The following is a 19,778-nucleotide window of genomic DNA, read 5'->3' on the forward strand; positions in this document are numbered from 1 at the left end:
CAAGCAGCGAGCCAGGCACCACGACGTCGGCAAGACGGTCAAACGCGCCGAGTCGATCAAGGAACATCAAGCTCACCGACGTTAAACGTCAAGCTCAGAGGGTGATACGTGAGTTGATGTCCGGTTCATGATTCGCCGGCTACGAGTGCCTGCCCGAACTCGCCAGGTGGGACCTGGTGTCAGTGGGCCTGCAGCAATCGGCAGGGCGCCGAGGCCGAACGGGCAGGTGAGAGCGATCCACTCGGGCGTCTCAGTGAATCAGGCGACAGGTGCGTAAGGCTGCCGATTCGAGGGCCTTCCACTGCGGCACTATGAGCGGCCGTCAGCGACGACGAACTCACGACCGTACTGGAAACGGCAGGAGTGGAGAGCTCATGAGTGTCTCCGGACCCAAGCCCGATCGGGCGGCCACCAACGCCGGCGGCGACCCCACGGACCCCACGGACCCCGCGGGTCCCACCGGCCGGCTGGCCACCTGGCTTGCCGGCACCTCGCTGGGCGAGGTGCCGCATTCCGTGCGCGAGCGCGCCAAGCACCTGCTGCTCGACGGTATCGCCTGTGCCCTGGTCGGAGCCAGGCTCCCTGTCTCCCGCAAGGGCGTCGAGGGGATCACCGCGCTGGACAACGCCGGAAGCGCCATGCTGATCGGCTGGGGAGCCCGCACGACCAGCGCGTCGTCGGCGGCGATGCTCAACTCCAGCTTCATCCAGGGCTTCGAACTCGACGACTACCACCCGCTCGCCCCGTTGCACAGCAATGCGCTGGTCGTGCCGGCCATGCTCGCGGCGATCCCGCACGTCGGCGAGGTGTCAGGGTCCCGCTTCCTGCTCGGCGCGATCCTCGGCTATGAGACGGGGCCACGGGTGGGCATGGCCCTGGGGGGCCTGGAGATGATCTCCCGCGGCTGGCATTCGGGTGTGGTCTTTGGCACCCACAGCGCCGCGGTGTCTGCTGGGACGCTCTATGGGCTGAACGCCGCCGGATTCGAGGACGCCTTGGGGATGGCTGCCACCCAGTCGTGCGGCCTGATGTCGGCGCAGTTCGAGTCGATGGTCAAGCGGATGCAGCATGGCTTCGCCGCGCGCAACGGCCTGACCGAAGCCGCGCTCGCGGCGTCGGGCTACGTCGGTATCAAGCGGGTCTTCGAGCGGGAGTACGGCGGCTTCCTGTCCACCTTCGGAGAGGGGCACCGCCCCGACGCCGGGCAGATCACCGCGGGCCTGGGCGTGGTCTGGGAGACCGAGCGCATCGCGGTGAAGGCGTACGCCGCCATGGGCCTGCTGCACGCCGCCATCGACGCTGCCCTCCGCCTGCGGTCGGAGCACAAGCTGACGGCCGACCAGGTCGAACGGATCGAGATCGACCTGCCGGAAGCCGCCTATGGACACGGAGGATGGCGGGCGGTCCGGCCGCTCGAGCCGATTGGTGCCCAGATGAACGTGGCCTACACGGTGGCGGTGGCGCTCATCGACGGGGACGTGCTCATCGACCAGTTCGCCGAGGAGCGGATCAACCGCGACGACGTGTGGAACCTGATCGACCGCACGGAAACACGCCACGAACAGGCGTACGGCCGGCTCCCGGTCGATGAAAGGCTCACTACACGGTTGCGTCTGACCCTGAAAGACGGCGGGGTCTGCGAAGCGGTCGTCCGTCACCCCCGCGGCACCGGCGACCGCCTCCTGACCAACGCGGAGATCGTCGACAAATATCGCAGCCTGACTCACTCCGTGGTCTCCCCGGGCCGCCAGGCCGCCATCGAGAACGCCGTCCTCGGCCTCGAAGCCCTCGACGACATCTCCCAGCTGACCGCCCTGCTCACCCCCGCCGTGCGGCCCGCTCTGGATGAGATGAGACTGTAAATCGTTCCCTTCCGGCCCCGACGCCACCTGATGACCGCATCCGAACACCGAGCCGAAATGACCATCCGCTTCACCACCTGGGAGCAGATCACCGGCGTCACCGGCCGACTTACCGCGGCCTGAGCCCAGGCCGGCACCCGGCCCCACCACACCACGACGCACAGTCAGACACCCACACACCCAACAACGTGACAACGCCGCTTGCCGGACTCCAACTCGACGTGGGAAGCCGGGTCGAAGGCGATGTACTGCTGGCTGACGGCGGCTGTCAGCGCGCAGGACCGCCTGTCGCGTCGCGTGCGCGTGCACTCGAGTCAGGGGGTGAGCGCTGCGGCGAGCCGGGGCGAGTCGGTGTCGAAGAGGTCGTCCTCCACGTGATCGAGGGCGAGGCGGACGGCGCCGAGTGCGACGGCGCTGTGGTCGAGGGGTGAGGTGTAGATGGGAATCGGGAACAGGGTCTTGGCGCCGAGGTGCTCCTGGAGCGGGCCGAGCAGGGTCTTCCCGGCGCGGCTGAGGCCGCCGGAGAGGATGACGCACTCGGGGTCGACGGTGAGCACGACGGCGGCGGTGCCGGTGGCCAGGTGTTCGGCGAGCTCTTCGATACGGGCTCGGGCGTCGGGGTCGCCGGCTTCGGCCGCGCGGAAGGTGCTCTCACGGTCCTCCGGCCAGTCGACCATGGCCTGGAGGGCGGCCTGCCAGCGCGATTCGGGCAGTACGCCAATCTCGCCGGCGGCACCGTGGACGCCCGGCAGCAGGCGGCCGTTGAGGACAACGCTGGCGGTGATGTGCCGGCCGGCGATGATGTTGACGAAGTTGTCGGTGTCCCGGCCGGTACCGAGCCAGCGTTCGGCGAGGGTGGCGAGCCGGGCGTCGTTGCCGACGACCACCGGCACCCCGTCGAGCACGGCCAGGCCCTCGGCGAGGTTGTAGCCGACCATGTGCGGGAGCCGGTTGCTGTGAACCACGCGTCCCTCGCGGTCGATGATTCCGGTGGTGGCGGCGCCGATGGCCAGGACCTCGGTGCGGCTGATGCCGGCCTCGCGGATCGCGGCATCGATTGCCTCGCGGACTGCCAGCACACGGCCGTCCGCAGGCGTGAGCGGATCGAGCGGCCGAGTGTGCTGGGCGCGCTCGGTGCCGGCCAGGTCGGCGACGAGCACATTTACTTCGTGGACCGCCAGATCGACGCCGAGTACATAGCCGTAGTCGGCCCGGAACCTGTACCACTTCGCGGGGCGTCCCACTCGGCGCTGCTCCGCCTGCGGCACGAACTCCTCGGCGAGACCGGCTCCGACCAGCGCGAGCGCGGCGTCCTCAGCAGTGTTTCGGGACACGCCGGTGGCCTTGGCGAGGTCGCGCAGCGTCAGCTGCTCCGCGCCATGCAGTGCCCGCAGCACCGCCACGGTGTTGATTCGCTGCAGCAGCGATCGGTCGCCGCCTGCTAGACCCATGCGAACCCTCTCTTGACAGCGCTACTTCTTGCACAACAAACTCTAGCAAGTTTTTTTACTCAGTGACTAAAAAAATCATCTGCGCACCGCCCCACCCTCACGGCGGTGGGCGCCGGCCCTCCACCAGGGCATCAACGGCGATCTCGGCACCCGGAATCACCCCCATCACCTGATTGCGGTTTCACCCACACCCAGGCTCTTCCGTTGGGCCGGGAAGGACATCCACCATGCGAAGCAGAGCGATGCTCTCCGCACTCGCGTTCACCGCCGCACTCGCGCTCTCCGGCTGTGCGGCCGGCGCCTCCGGGAACGGTTCCGCCCAGGGCGACGGCTCCCAGGGCAAGGTCACCCTGACCTTCCTCACCTTCGAGACCCCGAACCTGACGGCCAAGTACTGGGACGACGCGATTGCCCGGGCGTCGGCCGAGGTGCCGGGCGTGACCATCAAGAAGCTGGTCGCACCGTCCGCGGACCGGGTCGGCTACGCCAAGCAGCTCGCTGCCTCCGGCCAGCTGCCCGACATCATGATCGCGGTGTCGCCGAACGGCTTCGCTCAGGCCGGACAGCTCGCGCCGTGGACGGACGCGGAGCTGGTGGACTTCGTCTCGCCGCACTCCAACCCGATCGGTGGCAAGGTCTACCAGCTGCCGTACAACACGCAGCCCACACCGCTCGTGTACTACAACAAGTCCGACTTCGCCGCGGCCGGGATCAAGGCCCCGCCGAAGACCTACGCCGAGTTGCTCGACGACAGCGCCAAGCTCAAGGCCAAGGGCATCAACCCGTTCGTGGTCGGCGGCGGTGGCAAGGACACCTGGGCCGACATGTACCCGCTGATCAGCACGGTGGCCACCGACACCTACAAGCAGACCCCGGACTGGCTGGCGCAGAAGGCCGCGGGCAAGGTCAAGTTCACCGACCCGGCGTTCACCAAGGCGGCGGCCAAGGTCGCAGCTTTGTCGAAGAACGGCTACGTGGACACCGCCGGCCTGTCCCGCTCCTACGCCAACAACGAGCAGGCCTTCCGCGACAACAAGGGTGCGATGTACCCGATGGGCTCGTGGTTCGCAGCTTCGGCCGACGCCAAGAAGCCCGGCTTCGACGTCGGCGTGTTCCCGTGGCCGTCCGACGACGGATCCCTGGTGGTCCCGGCCTACACCGGTGGCGGCATGTCGGTCTCGTCCAAGGCGCCGAACGTCGACCTGGCCAAGAAGTGGGCGCTGGCGTTCATGCTCGACAAGACCTCGCTGGACAACTCGGTGAAGAGCGACGGCGCGATCATCGCGCTCAAGGACTACACCCCGCCGTCCGGCATGGGCCCTGTCTACACCGAGACCGTGAGGCTGTACCAGGACGCGGCCAAGCAGAACGCGATCGTCAACGCGTTCTCCATCGAGACCGGTGACGGCTCCATGCCCGCGGGTCTCGCCGACAAGGCGGCCGCTGGCGTCGCCGACCTCATCAACGGCGAAAAGACCGCAAGCCAGTTCGGCTCGTTCCTCGACGACGAATGGGCCAAGGCGAGCCGGTAACCGTCCACCGGCCACCCTCCCCGGTCCCGCAGGGAGGGGAGGGGCCGGCGTCGTCCGCACCACGGCATCGGGCACCGGGCCCGAAGAGCAGGAGACCAGGAGACCACCATGTCCGCGACACTCACTCGCCCTGCGGGCACCCGTTCCCCAACCGTACGACGGAGCGCGCGCCCACCAGCCGGCGGCAGGTTGTTCCGGAAAGCCCTGCACTTCCTGACCTTCGGCGCTCCCGGCCTGCTCGCCTTCCTCGTCTTCGTCCTGATCCCGATCGGCATGACGGTCTGGACCGGATTCACCAACCGCAACCCCGCCAACCCGCCGACGAGATGGGTCGGCCTGGAGAACTACACACACCTGCTCCAGGACTCCGACGTCACCAGGGCGCTGAAGAACACGCTGATCATCACGGTCATCGTGACCGTCGCGGCCAACGTCCTGGGCCTGGCCATCGCACAGCTTCTGGACCGGCGCGGCTGGCTGTACAACGCGCTGCGCTCGGTCTTCTTCACCCCGGTGGTGCTCAGCTCCGTGGTGGTCAGCGTCATCTGGCAGACCATCCTCGCCGACGACGGCCTGCTGAACTCGGCGCTCCGCGGCCTGCACGTGACCCACCCGCCCGGTTGGCTGTCGGATCCAGACCTCGCCCTGTACTCGGTGGCCTTCATCCTCACCTGGCAGGTCCTGGGGTTCTGCGTCGTGGTCTACCTGGCGGGCCTGGCCGGTGTCCCGGCCGAGTTGCTGGAGGCCGCCGAGATCGACGGCGCCGGCCGGGTAACCCGGTTCCGCCATGTCACCTGGCCGATGCTGGCGCCGGCGCTGACCATCAACACCGTCATGCTGCTGATCACCGGCTTCAAGGCATACGACCAGATCCAGGTGATCACCAATGGCGGGCCCGGCAACGGCACCACCTCCACCATCGCCTTCCAGGTCGTGCAGACGACCTTCACCGGCAATCACATCGGCTACGGCGCAGCGATGGCGACCCTGATGCTCGTCATCATCGCGGCGATCTCGGTCCTCGCCCTTCGCATCCTGCAGCGACGGGAGGTCACGCTGTGAACGCCGGCAGCGGACCCCGCACCCCGTCCCGGGTCCGGCCCATCGCCGCGACCTTCGTGACCGCCGTCTTCTTCCTGCCGCTGTACGAAGTCCTCGTCAACGTCTTCAAGCACGGTCAGGACATCACCGCCCACCCGGTGAGCCTCCCGATTACGCCGACACTGGCCTCGGTCCAACAGGTCACCTCCCGCCCCGACCATCTGTTCTGGTATGGCCTGATCAACAGCGTCGAGGTCACCGCGATCTCCATCACGGTGCTGACCGTGGTCTCGGCGATGCTCGGCCACTACCTGGCGCGCTTGCCCGGCCGGGGGGCCAAGGCGGTGCTCGCGGTACTGCTGTGCGGGCTGATGATCCCGCCCGCGGTGATCCTGGAACCGATCACCGAGGTACTGCGCTCGCTGGGACTGATGACCACGATCCTCGGCCTGGTTCTGGTCAACGTGGGCTACTACGTGCCGTTCGGGGTGTTCGTCTTCACGGGATTCGTGAAGACCATCCCGGTCGAGTTGGAGGAGGCCGCGGCGCTCGACGGCGCCGGACGCTTCCGGATCTTCTGGCAGATCGTCTTCCCGCTGCTGCGGCCGGCCTCCGCCAGCGTGTTGATCTTCCTCGGAGTCTGGATCTGGAACGACTTCCTCAACCCGCTGATCCTGCTGGGCCCGGCCAGCGGAACAACCGTCACCGTCGGCATCTACCGCGCGATCGGCGAGCACCAGAGCGACTTCGGACAGGTCTTCGCCCTCATGTTCCTGGCGACCCTGCCCATCCTCGTCTTCTACCTGGCTTTCCAGCGGCACTTCGTCAAGGGCCTGACCGGCGGGGCGACCAAGGGCTGACGCCCCGGCGACAGCAGCCACCCAACCCTACGTACGGGAGTACCTCTTGAACCCCACCGTCACTGCCGGGCCCGACACGTTCATCACCGGCACCACGCACAGTCCGATGGACCGTCCGCTCACTTTGGTGATCCTCGGCGCCGGAGCACGCGGTGCCGCGTATGCCGACCTCGCTGCCAGACGCGCCGATGCGGCGCGTGTGGTCGCCGTCGCCGAGCCACGCGAGCAGGTCCGCGACACCTTCGCCGCCCAACACCACATCGCCCCGGAGTACCGGTTCGAGCACTGGCGCGACCTGCTCGCCCGCCCGCGCCTGGCCGACGTCGCGGTCATCGCGCTGCCGGACGCCGACCACGTCGCCACGGCCGTCGCCCTGGCAGACCTCGGCTACCAGCTCCTGCTGGAGAAGCCGATGGCCACCAACGAGGCCGACTGCGAGGCCATCGCCGCGGCCGCACGGCGCAACGGCACCGCCCTGGCTCTCACCCACGTCATGCGCTACACCCCCTACACCGCCAAGCTGAAGCAGCTCCTGGCCGAAGGCGCGATCGGCGACATCGTCTCGCTCCAGCACCTGGAACCCATCGGCTACTACCATTACGCGCACTCCTTCGTGCGCGGCAACTGGCGCCGCGAGGACGATTCCTCCTCGCTGCTGCTGGCCAAGTCCTGCCACGACATCGACTGGATCACGGACGTCGTCGGAGGGCGGGTGGCGCGGGTCAGCTCCTTCGGCTCGCTGACCCACTTCCGGCCCGAAACCGCCCCCGGCGGCGCCACGGACCGCTGCGTCACCTGCCCGCTCCAGGACACCTGTGCCTACTCGGCCACCACGCTGTACCGCGAAGGCCTGCGCAACGGCGGCACCAAGCAGTACTTCACCCGGATCATGAGCGAAGGCGATCTGACCGAACAGGCGGTGACCGCCGCGCTGACCGACGGCTCCTACGGCCGCTGCGTCTACCACTGCGACAACGACGTGGTCGACCACCAGGTGGTGAACCTGGAGTTCGATGGCGGGGTCACCGCGTCGTTCACCTTGACGGCGTTCACCCCGCTCGAGAACCGTCACACGAAGATCTTCGGCACTCAAGGCCAACTCACCGGAGACGGCCGTCACATCGAGGTCTACGACTTCCGCACCGAGACCCGCACGATCCACGACACCTCACTTGACGGATCGTCAGCCGCTGAAGGGCACGCCGGAGGTGACGACGCGATGTTCAACGCCTACCTCGACGCCCTGCACAGCGGCCGCCCGGAGCTCATCGTCTCCGGCATCGACGCCAGCCTGGTCGGCCATCGCGTGGTCTTCGCCGCCGAGCGCGCCCGCCTCGCCGGAGCCGTCGTCGAGCTCTGATTCCAGACCTCCGCCGCCCCGGCTCACGACCGGGGTGGCGGGTGCACCACTGCAACCCCCGATCCAAACATCACGGAAAGGAAGCACAGCCATGAACCCACGAACCGGAGTGCGGAGATTGAGGCCCCGAGCCCTCGCAGCCGCCGCGATGGCCCTTTCGCTTGCCACGACCGGCTCCGTTGCCATGAGCACGCAGTCCGCCGTGGCAGCCGTCAGGCGGGTCGCCTCCGACGTCGCGATCGACGCCGGATACCTCCACCTGAGGCTGAGCGACACCGGTCAGGTCACCGCCCTGACCGACCGCCGGACCGGTAAGGACCACATCGTGGCCGGGCATGGCACCGTCCCGCTGGTCAGCCTGATGGTGGACGGCCGGCAGGTGCAGCCGACCAAGCTGACCCTCGGCTCCAACAACACGCTCGTGTTCACCGGCGCCGACGGATTCGAGATTGATGTCGCCGTCCAGGACAAGACGACCTACTCCACCTTCACCGTCACCAAGGCCGTCGCGCCCGGTGCCGGCGACCTGCAGACACTGCTGTGGGGCCCGCTGCCGACAGACATCACCAAGACACTCGGCGAAGCCGCCGGCATCGTGCGCGACGGCGGCTTCGCCGTCGGGATGAAGCCGCTGACCGACCGGACCGAGGGCGGCTGGCCGCGCGAACAAGTGGACACCTCTGTCGGCTGGCAGGACGAGGTCACGACCAACCCCTCCCACCTCCAAGTGGCGCCGAACCTGGAGGAGTGGAGCGTCGGCGCCCGCACCCCGTGGGGGACGCTGCTGCGCGCCTTCACATTCGACTACACCAAGAAGCGAAACCGCCCGACCACGGTCGACGGCGGCCCCGCCTACCCGATCCCGGCAGGGCCGTTGCCAGGGAGTCAGGGCTCCGTCGTCGGCTCGAGCATCGCGCTGTTCGGCACCACCCCGGACATGGCGCCGACGGTGCTGTCGGCGATAGCGACCGGCCAAGCCCTGCCGTATCCGACGATCAACGGACAGTGGCAGAAGACCGCACAGGCCACGTCCCAGTCCTTCCTAGTGCTGTCCGATCTGAACACCGGCAACGTGGAGAAAGCCGCCGCGTACGCGAAGGCCGCCGGGATCAAGGTGGTCTACTCGCTGCCCGGCAGCAACGGCCCCTGGCAGTCTGCCGGGCACAACCAGTTCAACAGTGCATTCGGTGGCAGCGACAGCGCAGCCGCGGACCTGGTGAGCAAGGCAAACGCCAAGGGCGTCCAGGTCGGGACGCACACACTGTCGGACTTCATCGGCTCGAACGACGCCTACGTCACGCCGACGCCCAGCCCTGACCTGGCGCTCGGGCAGAGCACCGAACTGGCCCGGAGCCTGGCCGCCGGGGACACCACCGCCTACCTCACCAGCTGCGCGCCGCTGGCGGACGGCGTCGGAGGCCAGCGGCTGCTGATCGGCCGCGAATTCATCACCTACGACTCGTCCAGCACGGTCGACGGGCAGTGTCAGATCACGGGCCTGAGCCGCGGGCAGTGGGGCTCCACCGCCACGGCCCACGCCGACGGCGCCACGGCCTCGCGGCTTCCGCAGAACCAGTACGGCGGGGCCCTGGGCAACCTGAACATCATCAACTCGATCGCCACGCGCTTCTCGAACATCTGGAACACCACCGGCGTCAGGGCGATGTCGTTCGACGGTCTGGAGTCGGCCTCGCAGTCGGGCTGGGGAGCCTACGGCATGGCCGACCTGGTCAACGGCACGTTCCGCCAGCAGAACGCCAAGGACGGCTTCATCTCCGAGACCAGCCGCATGGGCTCGAACATCTGGGACGGCCTGTCCCGGGCCAGCTGGGGTGAGGTCGGCTCGACCAGCATGAAGCAGGTCTTCATCAACAACACCTACTACCGGGACAACTACCTTCCCGGCATGCTCGGCTGGATGTCCCTGCGCAACAGCCTCCAGACGGTGGAGGACGACCTGGCCCGCGGCGCCGGCCTCAACGCCGGAGTAGGATTCCAGACCTCGGTGTCCGCCCTGAACGCCGGATCGAACACCTCCGCATTGCTGGACGCCGTCAAGCAGTGGGAGACGGCACGCAACCTCGGCGCGTTCACCGCCGAACAGCGCGCACAGCTGCAGAAGCAGTCGACGCACTGGCACCTGAGTGTCGTCACCCCCGGCCGGTCCTGGTCGCTGCAGGAGCTCGACGGCTCCGGCAACCCCGTCGGCTCCGCGCAGACCGTCACGGCCCCGACCCCGGCGTTCACCACGACCGGTCTGCCCGCACTGGCGGCGAGGAAGCTGTACGAGGCACGGGTGGCCACCAACAGCCCGGGAACGGTCCGCTACTCCGTCACCTCCGGCTCGCTGCCCGCCGGCCTGACGCTCAACCCCGACACCGGCGGCATCACCGGCATCCCGAAGACCTCGCAGAACGTCACCTTCACCATCACCGGTAAGGGCGGTCCTGGAGTCGCCGACGCCCACGGCACGTTCACGACCGGCACCGTGGGCGCCGCTCCGGCGGTCGACCTGAAGGCGGGAAGCGGCTTCGCGACTCCGGGCGGATCGGTCAAGATGACCGCGACCGTCACCAATCCCGGTACGAGGCCGATGTCCGGGATCACCGCGACTCTCGGGCTGCCGTCCGGCTGGACCACCTCTGCGGCAAAGGCGACTGTCGCCACGATCGCCCCGAGAGCAACGGCGACCGTGTCCTGGACCGTGAACATCGCGGCCGATGCCGCCCCTGGCACGCAGACCAGTGAGGTGTCGGTGTCCTATCCCAAGGGACCTGGCAGTACCGATGTCCCACTGGAGTTGCCGGTCGCCTTCACCAGCCTGGCAGCGACGTTCAACAACGTGGCCATCACCGACGACTCGGCGCCGTCACCGGGCAACTTCGACGGCTACAGCAACAGCTACTCCGCGCAAGCACTGTCGGCGGCCGGCGTGAAAGCCGGGGCGACCCTGACGTACAACAAAACCGAGTTCACCTGGCCTGACGCCGTGTCCGGAGCCAAGGACAACACCACCGCCGACGGCCAGATCATCCCCGTCTCCGGCACCGGCAAATCCGTGGCATTCCTCGGATCCGGCGTCGGCAACCCCTCCGGCACCGTCACCGTCCACTACACCGACGGAACCACCTCGACCGGCACGCTCGGCTTCCCGAACTGGATCACCGACAACCCGACCGAGTTCGGCGCCCAACCGGTCATCACCACCACCTACCGCAACACCCCGTCCGGACCGGCCAACCACGGAAACAACTACCGCGTCTACTGCAACAGTGTGCCGCTGACCCCGGGCAAGACCGTCGCCGCCGTGCAACTGCCGCAGAACTCGTCACTGCACGTCTTCGCCCTCGGCGTCGGCTGACCATGAAGTGAATCTCAGCAGGGCCGGGGAGCCGGAACGGAGCGTCAGTCACCACACCGGTCCCCGACCCTGTACGGGTCGGCGGCAGCAGCTCGGTTCGTCCAGGATCGCCGCCCCGGCCAGCTCGACGTATTCGTGGCCGGGCCGCGGTCCGGGGCAGGGTCGTCGTGGTCGACGCCATATACCCGGCGCCGCATCAGCTCGTCCATGCGGGCAGGATTGCACCGACCGCTGTCAGAAGGTGCGGCTACGGGGCGACTTCGTACGTCACGACTGCCCGAACTGTGACGCGCCCGCCGGACGCGCCTGCCACACCCGGGGCGGGAAGACCGCCGCGAAGTACCACACCCCGCGCTTCGTCCTCGTCCCCGCGCTCCGCGAGGAACTGGAGATCCCCGTCCCCGCCGACCGCCTCCCAGGCCGCGTGTGGAAGCAGGGCCCCGCGGTGACCCGCGCCCCGGCCACCAGGCCGACCGCGGGCAGCGCCCGGCCCATCCACACACCCGGCGGGACCCGCCTCCTCCTGCGCCTGCTCCAGGCTCTTCCCCCAGGGCCGACGACCGTCACCGACCGGTCTCGGGTCGGCGGAGGACCCATCCGGCGACGACGCGGGGTGACGGTGGCCGAGCGGTGACGGGGCCCGGCGAGAGCCGCTTCTCCCGGAAATAGGCGCGAACCCGCTGGTAGCTGCCCTGATAGCCGAGCGGCACAATCTCCTCCCACACCGTCCAGGCGTTCGTGCAGCCTTGGTTCCAGCGGTCATGGAGCACGAAGCAGACGCTGGGATGGACCCCTCCGAAGATCCGCACCCCCGAGGCGGCGGACCGCTGGACCTGGCTCGTTCTTGCCGCCCACACCCAACTCCGCCTCGCCCGGCCCTTGACGGAAGCCTTCCGCAAGCCCTGGGAGCGCCCCGCGAAGCCGGGCTGGGTCGCCTCCCCCTGCCCGCGTCCGCGGGTAAACGCCAAGCCAAGGCTCAGGTGCTAGGGGCTGTTATCGCTGCGGCGGGGCCGCGTTGGGAGCGGGGGGTTTTGTCGCCCACGCGCTTGGGTTCGATGGTGCGGGGATCGACGGCTTCGCCCGGGGCGCCTTCGTGGTAGGGCCCGTCGGGGTTGGCGTCGCGGTCGTGCGGGAGGAGGAAGAAGACGCGACGGAGCTGGAGCCCGCTGTCGGGGTCGGCTTCGGCGTGGGCGTCAAGTTCGGTGTAGCCGACCATGCGGCCGTCGCGTTCGTAGCGGGGCTTGCCGCGGCGGCGGGTGGTCTTGTCGAGGGCCTGGCGTACGTAGTCAAGGTCATCGGGGTTCTCCAGCCACACCACGGCACTTTCGTGGCGGAGATCGCTCTCGTTCAGCAGCGAGCTCATGGCTGCAGCCCCTTTTCGTTGTCGACGGCCCGTTGCGGGCCGGGGTGGATGTGGTGAGCACGATCCCTGGTGGAGGCACCGTGTTCATGGTAGGCCGGGTTGGCGGGTGTGTGTCGGGCGCTCTGGTCAGGCATGGTCGACCTGGGGTTCTTCGTCGGTGAGAAGTCCGAGGCCGGGGTAGTACTTCTTGCCGCTGGACTTCATCATGTCGGCGGGTGAGGCGAGGGAGAGTTCCTGGCGCACGCGGGTGGCGAAGGCGCGGGCGGTGGCGGGGCGGATGCCTTCGCCGGCGCTGCACCAGCTGCTGTAGGTGGTGTACAGCAGGCCTTGTTCTACGCGGAGGTCGCCTGGGGCGCGTTCGGCGGCGCGGTCGCCGTTGTCGGTGGTGCAGCATTCGGTGAGGAAGCGGCCGATGTGGTCTTCGGTGGTGGCGTAGGCCTCGGTGGCGGTGCGGACTGTCGCGGGTCCGGCGAGAGGGTCGCGGGTGTCGAGGTATAGCTGGGCGCCTTCGATGAGCCACTGCAGGATGCCGGGGCCTTCGCTCTGGACGAGTTCCTTGGCCAGGTTGTCGATCTTGCGGGCGGCGGGGACGACGCGTTCGAAGGGGATCAGGCGGATCCGGCGCCAGAAGGCGTGGCCGCCGGTGCCGACTTCAGGTCGGTGGTTGCCGAGCAGCCAGAGTTTGTGGGTGGGGTTGAAGCTGAAGAAGTCCTGGCGCATGCGGCGGGCCATGATGCGGTCGCCGCCGGTCAGGAGTTTGACCCGGGATTCGTCGAACTTGTCGTTGGGCTTCAGTTCGGAGCACACGACGATGCGCCGGCCGTGGAGTTCGGTGAGTTCGGTGGAGTGCTCGGAGAACTTGCCCTTCTCCATGAGGAAGCCGGGTGGGGCGGCCTGGGCGTAGTCGCCGAGGATCTGGGTCATGACATCGAGCAGGACCGACTTGCCGTTGGCGCCGGTGCCGTAGAGGAAGGGCAGGACCTGGGCGCCGACGTCGCCGGTGACGGAGTAGCCGAGGAGCAGGTGGAGGAAGTGGATGGTCTCCTCGCCCTTGGCGTCGTCGCCGAAGGTGTCGTGGAGGAAGCGGTGCCAGCGGGGGGTGGGCATGGTCTCGGGGGCGACGCTGGTGGCCCGGGAGTGCATGTCGGCTTCGGGGTCGGGCTTGTGGAGGTGGCCGGTGTGGAGGTCGACGACGCCGGCCGGGGTGCACAGGGCGTAGGGGTCGCCGTCTAGGACGTCGGGGTCCAGAGCGAGTGCCGGGGAGGCTTTGGCCTGGGTGAGCATGGCCTTGATACCGGGGGTCGACATGGAGCGTCGGCGGTGGGAGGCGAGGTCGCGGTCGGTGAACTGGCCGGTCGGGTCGGTGGCGGGCATCTGCTCGGCCAGATCACCTGCCGCCCATACTGCGGCCTTCTCACCTCCGGTGCGCTTCCAGCGGTACTGGTCCCAGTGGTACCAGCCAAGGCCTTCGACGTGGCGGAACTGGTCGCCGAACATCACCGCGAACAGCTTGGCGTTGCCGCGGTCGGTGAGCAGTCCCGGAAGCTGGCCCGACTGCGGTGGTGGCTCGTGGACGGCCGCGGTTCTCTGTTGGGCGGGCAGGCTGGGGTGTGCCGCCTGGACTTCGAGATCGAGCATTTGCTGCGCTGCGGCAGTGGCGTCGAAGCGTGGGCTGTCGGCGCTGCTCATGGGCGTCCTTTGAAGTGGAGCGGCCGGCTTGCGCCGGCGGACAGGGCAGAGGTGATGACGGCGAGGCTGTGGCGGCTGCGATGGGGACGAGCAGCGTCGGCGGCCGCGGTCAGCAGGTCGCGTGCTTGGCTGTCGGTGAGGTGGCCGGAGGCGATCAGGCCGCCGGCGGTGTAGGCGGCGCGGTTGAGTTTCTCGGTGAAGGCGGTGCCCTCAGTGGCGGCAGCGCAGTCCTTCACCTGGTCGAGTAGCGGTTCCAGGAGCCGGTTGGCGCGTTGACGGGCGGGGCGCGGGGGGCCGGGGCGGGGTGGCGGAACCTCGGCAGGTCCGTTGTTAACCGGGTGGCCTGTGCGCTGGAGTTCGGTGGCAAGCCAGTCAGGCAGGATGGCGGGAAGCCGGGCTGCCCCGACCGGTCTGTACCTGCCGGCGGACGTGCGGCGTCAGCGCACCGTTCGTGCTGGGCGACTTCCTCCTTGTCGGCGGCCCTCAGCCTGGCACCGAGGGCACATGGGTGCAAGGCATTCGCGAGGAACTGGAGATCGTCGCCGAATGACCGCGTGTGGCACCCGATACTGCCCACCTTGAGGTCCTCGCGCTGTGTGCACACTCGGCGCCTGACTTCAGATCTCATGCCCGCCGGGTCGTGGCGGTCCGGGTGTGGGTGAGTCGGGCGCGGAGCCGGGCTGCGTCCTGTCCGGGCGGGAGGCCGTAGGCACTGCGGTACTCACGGTTGAACTGGGTTGCGCTCACATACCCGACCGCCTGCGCGATCTGGGCTGCCGTGGCGTCGCCTGCGGCCAGACATCGCCGGGCCTCCTGCAGCCGCAGGTGTTTCTGGTACTTGAGCGGGCTCATACCCGTCGCTGCCTTGAAGTGCCGGTGCAGACTGGCGGGGCTCATGTGTGCGACGGCGGCGATCGCTTCGATGCTGAGCGGCTCCGTGTAGCGCTCACAGATCCATCGGGCCACCTCGCGCACCCGGCTTGTGGCCGAGTCGGCCAGCGACCACTGGCGCAGGACGGCACCGAGAGAGCTGCGCAGCAGCCGGTAGAGGACCTCGCTCTCGATCCGCGGGGCGAGAGGGCGGATATCTTCAGGGGTGTCGAGGAGTCCGACCCAGCGGGTGACCGCGTCGAGGAGTTCCGGTGTCATCGGCGCACTGACCTGTCCCGCTGCGGCAGGCGTGGTGGCCGGCGGGCCTGTCTCGTCCAGTTCGACGAGCAGGTCGGCGAGCGCTCGGCCGTCGAGTTGCATGACGGCAGACCGGTAGGGAATCTTCTCCAGGTCGACGCCGACCGGCAGGTCGATCGTGGTGAGGAGCATCTCGCCGGCGTGTGCGACCTGGCTCAGATCTCCCGAGGTGGTGCGCTTCGCGCCGTCGGCGACGAAGCAGATCATCGGCTCGTACAGCAGGCCGGTGGGTTCGATGGGTTCGTCGGCCGCGGCGAGGGAGAGCCGGGGGATCTTGGTGTCCGAGCCCAGTCCCACGCAGTGCCGGTCGATGGCCGCGGCTAGCTGATCCAGCACGGTGTACTCCCTTGCTGAGAGGATCAGGCAATTCTACGCGATTAGTGCCCCATGCCTCCGAGGTCCCTCGTCCGTAGCGTTGAGGGCATGGCACAGCACACGACAAACCTCCCCCTTCGAACTCTCGGCGGCCAGGGCCTCCAGGCCGGGGCGATCGGCCTCGGCACCATGGGCATGACCATCGCCTACGGGACCCCGGACGACCGGAGCAGCACCGCCACGATCCGCCGCGCCTACGAACTCGGCGTCACCCTCTTCGACACCGCCGAGCTGTACGGCCTGGGCACCGGAAGCAACGAGCAGCTCCTCGGCCGCGCCGTGAAGGACTTCCGCGATGACATCCTGCTCGCCACCAAGTTCGGCTACGACTTCAGTGACCCGGCCAAGTTCGGGATCGCTCTCGACAGCCGTCCCGAGCACATCCGCGAGGTCACCGAGAACAGCCTCCACCACCTCGGCACCGACCACATCGACGTGCTCTACCAGCACCGCGTGGACCCGAACGTCCCCATCGAGGACGTGGCCGGCACCGTCGCAGAGCTGATCGCCGAGGGCAAGGTGCGCTACTTCGGGCTGAGTGAAGCCGGTCCCGGAACTATCCGTCGGGCCCACACGGTCCACCCGGTCTCGGTGCTGCAGACCGAGTACTCGGTGTTCGAGCGGGGTGTGGAGGCTGACGTCCTGCCGGTGGTCCGGGAACTGGGTATCGGCTTCGTTCCTTACTCGCCTCTCGGCCGGGGCTTCCTCACCGACACCGTGAAGCCGGCCGCCGAGTACCCTGCCGACGACATGCGCAGCACGGACGACCGCTGGCAGCCCGGCAACTACGAGAAGAACCTTGCCGCTGTCCGCGAGCTGACCGCCCTGGCGGCGAGCAAGGACATCACGGTTACCCAGCTGGCTCTTGCCTGGCTGCTCGCGCAGGGCGACGACATCGTGCCCATCCCGGGTACTCGCAGCCCGCACCGCCTGCAGGAGAACGTGGCTGCGGCGCAGGCCACCCTCACACCCCAGGACCTCGCCCGTATCGAAGAGATCCTGCCGCACGGGGCGGCCGGCTCCCGCTACGACGAGGCAATACTGCCCAACTGGCAGTAACAGCGACACAGCTCGCAGCCGACAGCAGGACCCTGTCCGAGCCAGCCGTGGCCTCCCCTACCCGCAGGAGGAGGTCACGGTTTTGGTGTCAGCCCTGTCCGGACCGGGGACGCATCAGCGGTTCACCCTTCCTCGTCGTCGTCGAGCCCTGCCGCGTCCGGGTCGCGCAGAGGCCGCAGGCCGGCGGCCCGGCTGGCGCGGCGTACGGCGCACAAGGCTGGGGCGGTGATCCCGTCCCCTTCCACACCCTGAACGAGGGCCGTGGTGACGAAGCCCCGCTCATCCTGACTGGCGGCTTGAAGAGGCTCGGCATGTGCCTGACGACAGCGGGACTGTTCCGCCCGCCGGCCGCGAGGAGGTCATGGTGCTCACGCACAACGGATGCCGTCGGTCTCAGGGCGTCAGTGCTTCTTCCTCGCAGCCACAGGTGAAGGGGCCGCACTGCTTGCTAGCGCTCCCTCGCGGCGGCCGGGGGTACCCGAGAAGGGCCAGCACCCCTCCCCTCCGACCGTCATGCGAATGCTGCGCGAGCACGACGAACACGTGGCCGCCACGAAGCCCACGGCGGTGCTGGAAGCCTCCGAGAGCCACTGAGGGCCCATCAGGGCGCCCATGGGGCCCCGGAGTCGTTCACGGGCGGCCTGGGGGCCCCTCTGCTCGTCCAGGAGCCACGACAGCCGCCGAGTGGCGCGGCGGGTGTCAGTTTCCGTAGCTGCCTGCACGGATATCCGAAGTCGGGCTGCACTCGTTGATGAGGGGTCATCAACTCGGGCGGCTGTCGTCTTTGGGTACACCGACCCGTCACTGAGCCGGGCCCTCGGGAACTTCGGGGCCCGGCTCGATCGCTCGAGTGTCAGGCGCTGCGGAACGGAAGCGGTGCCGGACAGCCGATAATGGTCGTCACCGCTGGCGGGTCCGGTGCCTTCTCGCCGCTGCTTGCGGTGATGCGGACCGGGGCAAGAAAGGCTCGAAGATCCACTTGTTCACGGAACAGACCGGTCTGCCCATCTCCGTCGGGGTCTCCGGCGCGAACCTCCACGACAGCCAGGCGCTTGAGCCGCTGGTACGCGGCATTCCTCCGATCCGTTCGCGTCGCGGCCCGCGACGCCGGCGTCCCGCCAAGCTCCACGCGGACAAGGGATACGACTACGACCACCTGCGCCGTTGGCTCCGCTCGCGCGGCATCCGGCACCGCATCGCCCGCAGAGGTGTCGAATCCTCCACACGGCTGGGCCGACATCGCTGGACGGTCGAGCGCACGATGTCCTGGCTGGGCGGCTACCGCCGCCTGCACCGCCGCTATGAGCGCAAGGCCGAGCATTTCCTGGCCTTCGCCGGGATCGCAGCGGCCCTCATCTGCTACCGCAGGCTGGCGGCCTGACGGGCAGTGCCCGCAGGTGGGACGATCCACAGCGTGATCGGATGGATGCACCACACCCCGCGCTGGGCGGTCATATCGGTCTGCGGCATCGCGGCCGTCCTGCTCTTCGTCGGCGCTTCCGCGCACGTCACCGACCTCCTCAGCCACGGTCTGCACCCATACGACTGGGCACCGGGCTGGCTCAACCTCTACTGGTCGTCGCTGGCGCTGTTCGACGCGCTCGCCGCCGTGTTCCTGATCAGGGGTAAACGCCGAGGAATCGACCTCGCCTGCGCCATCATGGCTACCGACCTCGCCGCCAACTGGTACGCGGTCTACGGCATCCAGCACAGCAACCTCGCCGCTCAACCTGGCCTTCAACGACTGACCGTCTTCGCCGCACTTGTCCTGGGAACGGCACCGTTCATCCGACGGCACCTCACCAATTGAGATGACGTCTTAGCGTTACTGGCTGCTCCGCTGGTCCCCACGGCCGGGTAAGAAGTCTGTCACCGATCCTGCTGGCTTATTCGGTCACGCGAGGCGGGCAAGGTGGCTGACGCGGGTGCGGTCGAGCGGGTGGCCGTTCCACCAGGCATCGAGGCGGATGAGGTTGAGCGCAACGGCGGAGAGGACGTGCTCCAGGTGGGCCTTCTGGAGGCCGAGGTAGCAGGCACGTCTCATCCCGGTGACCGCGACGGCCTGGTGGATGGTTCCCTCGACGCCCGCGCGGGTTCCGTACTTGGCTCGCCTCGCGTGACCGAATAAGCCAGCAGGATCGGTTCTGCCCCGTCACAGGCCAGCGGCTTCGCCACCACGACAAGGCCCCTCCGGCGAAGTCGTCGCGATGACTGCCAAGCCCTCAAGCCGCTGTTTGCCACCCACGCCGAACAACTGGCCAAGGCGATCGGTCATGGGCCCGCAGCCGGCGGTGACAACAAGCCTGCCTATGTGGCAGCTACCGTGCTTCGGCTCAGCGGTCGATTGCAGGGAATTCCGTGGTCATGCATTTCCCCAATCCAGGTCCAAATAGTCGATGTCGTTAATAGCGACGTCTGAGAGTCCCATGGCGCGGCCTCCGCCGTCCTGGAAATACACGTCTTTGAATCCTTCGGCGATGATTTCACGCATCTGCTGGTCGCTGGCACCCGTGTCGCGGGCGTCGAACAGGCGCTGCGCGTACGCCGCGGGGAGACGGACGGTGAGGCGGCGGAAGCGCCCGTCATCGGTCGTGCCGACCGGCGCGGTGTAGCCGAACCGGGCCCGGGTCTCCACGG

General features: G+C 68.4%; 15 protein-coding genes and 4 pseudogenes. 12 read left to right on the forward strand and 7 right to left on the reverse strand.

Going from position 1 to position 19,778, the window contains the following annotated elements:
* The first annotated feature begins 374 nt into the window (after nucleotides 1-374).
* Together ACFU8Q_RS24860 and ACFU8Q_RS24865 are read left to right on the forward strand one after the other, a co-directional pair.
* Complete coding sequence (locus tag ACFU8Q_RS24860) at nucleotides 375-1,862, forward strand: MmgE/PrpD family protein (RefSeq protein WP_384457566.1); 1,488 nt, start codon at nucleotides 375-377, stop codon at nucleotides 1,860-1,862.
* Nucleotides 1,863-1,871: 9 nt separating this feature from the next.
* Nucleotides 1,872-1,985 (forward strand): annotated as a pseudogene (locus ACFU8Q_RS24865) (IS6 family transposase); the annotation flags it as partial.
* A gap of 191 nt (nucleotides 1,986-2,176) precedes the next feature.
* Here ACFU8Q_RS24865 and ACFU8Q_RS24870 read toward each other — a convergent pair.
* A complete protein-coding gene (locus ACFU8Q_RS24870) occupies nucleotides 2,177-3,313 on the reverse strand; it encodes an ROK family protein (protein WP_384457568.1) in 1,137 nt (378 codons plus the stop codon).
* Nucleotides 3,314-3,540: 227 nt separating this feature from the next.
* Here ACFU8Q_RS24870 and ACFU8Q_RS24875 point away from each other — a divergent pair, with 227 nt between their 5' ends.
* The 7 genes and pseudogenes from ACFU8Q_RS24875 to ACFU8Q_RS24905 all read left to right on the forward strand — a co-directional run.
* A complete protein-coding gene (locus tag ACFU8Q_RS24875) occupies nucleotides 3,541-4,845 on the forward strand; it encodes an ABC transporter substrate-binding protein (protein ID WP_384457570.1) in 1,305 nt (434 codons plus the stop codon).
* A 189-nt stretch (nucleotides 4,846-5,034) separates the two neighbouring features.
* The gene (locus tag ACFU8Q_RS24880; protein WP_384457573.1) at nucleotides 5,035-5,907 is read left to right on the forward strand and encodes a carbohydrate ABC transporter permease; all 873 of its coding nucleotides are present in this window, start codon (nucleotides 5,035-5,037) and stop codon (nucleotides 5,905-5,907) included.
* 41 nt (nucleotides 5,908-5,948) lie between these two features.
* Nucleotides 5,949-6,746, forward strand: coding sequence for a carbohydrate ABC transporter permease (locus tag ACFU8Q_RS24885; protein WP_384457596.1), 798 nt, complete (start codon nucleotides 5,949-5,951; stop codon nucleotides 6,744-6,746).
* A gap of 46 nt (nucleotides 6,747-6,792) precedes the next feature.
* Complete coding sequence (locus ACFU8Q_RS24890) at nucleotides 6,793-8,106, forward strand: Gfo/Idh/MocA family protein (protein ID WP_384457575.1); 1,314 nt, start codon at nucleotides 6,793-6,795, stop codon at nucleotides 8,104-8,106.
* A gap of 184 nt (nucleotides 8,107-8,290) precedes the next feature.
* Nucleotides 8,291-11,467 (forward strand): NEW3 domain-containing protein, encoded by a 3,177-nt coding sequence (locus tag ACFU8Q_RS24895; protein WP_384457577.1) that lies wholly within the window; start codon nucleotides 8,291-8,293, stop codon nucleotides 11,465-11,467.
* 241 nt (nucleotides 11,468-11,708) lie between these two features.
* Nucleotides 11,709-12,101: a hypothetical protein gene (locus tag ACFU8Q_RS24900; RefSeq protein ID WP_384457579.1), complete on the forward strand. Its 393-nt coding sequence runs from the start codon at nucleotides 11,709-11,711 to the stop codon at nucleotides 12,099-12,101.
* A 137-nt stretch (nucleotides 12,102-12,238) separates the two neighbouring features.
* Nucleotides 12,239-12,391: pseudogene (locus ACFU8Q_RS24905) on the forward strand (transposase); the annotation flags it as partial.
* 52 nt (nucleotides 12,392-12,443) lie between these two features.
* Here ACFU8Q_RS24905 and ACFU8Q_RS24910 read toward each other — a convergent pair.
* The 4 genes from ACFU8Q_RS24910 to ACFU8Q_RS24925 form a co-directional block, all read right to left on the reverse strand.
* Nucleotides 12,444-12,830: a DUF6009 family protein gene (locus tag ACFU8Q_RS24910; RefSeq protein WP_384457581.1), complete on the reverse strand. Its 387-nt coding sequence runs from the start codon at nucleotides 12,828-12,830 to the stop codon at nucleotides 12,444-12,446.
* Nucleotides 12,831-12,956: 126 nt separating this feature from the next.
* Nucleotides 12,957-14,519 carry a phage/plasmid primase, P4 family gene (locus tag ACFU8Q_RS24915; RefSeq protein ID WP_384457583.1) on the reverse strand — a complete coding sequence of 521 codons (1,563 nt, stop codon included), beginning with the start codon at nucleotides 14,517-14,519 and terminating at the stop codon, nucleotides 12,957-12,959.
* Nucleotides 14,516-14,755, reverse strand: a complete 240-nt coding sequence (locus tag ACFU8Q_RS24920; RefSeq protein WP_384457585.1) for a hypothetical protein — start codon at nucleotides 14,753-14,755, stop codon at nucleotides 14,516-14,518. Before ACFU8Q_RS24920 ends, ACFU8Q_RS24915 begins: the two co-directional genes overlap by 4 nt.
* Nucleotides 14,756-15,143: 388 nt before the next feature.
* Nucleotides 15,144-16,043, reverse strand: a complete 900-nt coding sequence (locus ACFU8Q_RS24925; RefSeq protein ID WP_384457587.1) for an AraC family transcriptional regulator N-terminal domain-containing protein — start codon at nucleotides 16,041-16,043, stop codon at nucleotides 15,144-15,146.
* An 87-nt stretch (nucleotides 16,044-16,130) separates the two neighbouring features.
* On the opposite strand from ACFU8Q_RS24925, the gene ACFU8Q_RS24930 reads away from it, so the two are divergent.
* The 3 genes and pseudogenes from ACFU8Q_RS24930 to ACFU8Q_RS24940 all read left to right on the forward strand — a co-directional run bounded on the left by ACFU8Q_RS24930 (nucleotide 16,131) and on the right by ACFU8Q_RS24940 (nucleotide 18,951).
* Nucleotides 16,131-17,141 carry an aldo/keto reductase gene (locus ACFU8Q_RS24930; RefSeq protein ID WP_384457590.1) on the forward strand — a complete coding sequence of 337 codons (1,011 nt, stop codon included), beginning with the start codon at nucleotides 16,131-16,133 and terminating at the stop codon, nucleotides 17,139-17,141.
* Nucleotides 17,142-18,090: 949 nt separating this feature from the next.
* A pseudogene (locus tag ACFU8Q_RS24935) lies at nucleotides 18,091-18,522 on the forward strand (IS5 family transposase); the annotation flags it as partial.
* A 33-nt stretch (nucleotides 18,523-18,555) separates the two neighbouring features.
* A complete protein-coding gene (locus tag ACFU8Q_RS24940) occupies nucleotides 18,556-18,951 on the forward strand; it encodes a hypothetical protein (protein WP_384457592.1) in 396 nt (131 codons plus the stop codon).
* An 84-nt stretch (nucleotides 18,952-19,035) separates the two neighbouring features.
* On the opposite strand, the pseudogene ACFU8Q_RS24945 reads toward ACFU8Q_RS24940, so the two are convergent.
* Together ACFU8Q_RS24945 and tpg are read right to left on the reverse strand one after the other, a co-directional pair.
* Nucleotides 19,036-19,242: pseudogene (locus ACFU8Q_RS24945) on the reverse strand (transposase); the annotation flags it as partial.
* A 261-nt stretch (nucleotides 19,243-19,503) separates the two neighbouring features.
* Nucleotides 19,504-19,778 (reverse strand): telomere-protecting terminal protein Tpg (gene tpg, locus ACFU8Q_RS24950; protein WP_384457594.1); only part of this gene is annotated, 275 nt, incomplete at its 5' end.

This window comes from Streptomyces sp. NPDC057543, from assembly GCF_042801895.1.
Lineage (GTDB): Bacteria > Actinomycetota > Actinomycetes > Streptomycetales > Streptomycetaceae > Streptomyces.